Source organism: Acutalibacter intestini, from assembly GCF_034334985.1.
Classification (GTDB): Bacteria; Bacillota; Clostridia; order Oscillospirales; family Acutalibacteraceae; genus Acutalibacter; species Acutalibacter intestini.
Genome location: NZ_JAWXXL010000135.1, coordinates 1 through 656, shown reverse-complemented (window position 1 = coordinate 656; position 656 = coordinate 1). Strand labels below are relative to the sequence as shown.

General features: G+C 57.0%; 1 protein-coding gene. It reads left to right on the top strand.

All coding sequences use genetic code 11. The features are described 5' to 3' along the window. Positions 1–656: MSCRAMM family protein (locus U8U68_RS22085; protein WP_322204639.1), on the top strand; the 656-nt coding region annotated here is incomplete at both ends.

Here is a 656-nt window from a genome sequence, read left to right as displayed (position 1 = left end):
CGGGGCGGCATTGCCGTTGAAAAGCGGGACAGTATCACCGGTAGCACGCCCCAGGGCAACGCGGATTTTTCCGGCATCCAATTTGAAATCATCAACGACAGCAAGAACCCGGTCATCGTGGGCGACAAGAGCATTGCCCCCGGCGAGGTTACCCTGACCCTGACCACCGACAGCGAGGGCAAGGCCAGCACTGCTCCCGATGCTCTGCCATATGGGACCTATATCCTCCATGAAAGCGCCACCAATGAATCCATGCTCAACACGGCTCCCGACCAACAGGTGGAGGTTACGGAGAACGGCAAGATTTACCCCTTCTTCATGGACAATGAGGTGGTTCGCGGCGGCGTTCTCATTGAAAAGCGGGATTTGGAATCCCTGCTGCTGACCCCATTGGGCATGGCAAGTCTGGACGGTACGCTCTTTGAGATTACCAACAAGAGCCGCAACGCCGTGTATGTAAACGGTGCTCTGTACCAGCCGGACGAGGTGTGCCTTACAATCGAAGTGAAAGATGGTATAGCCCAATCCGATGTGCGGGCCCTGCCCTATGGCTCGTATGAGTTGGCCGAGAGCAAGCCCGGCACCGGCTATCTGTGGACGGACAAGACCATCCGGCCCTTTGACGTGCTGATTGACGGTTCTGTCAAGGAGTACCG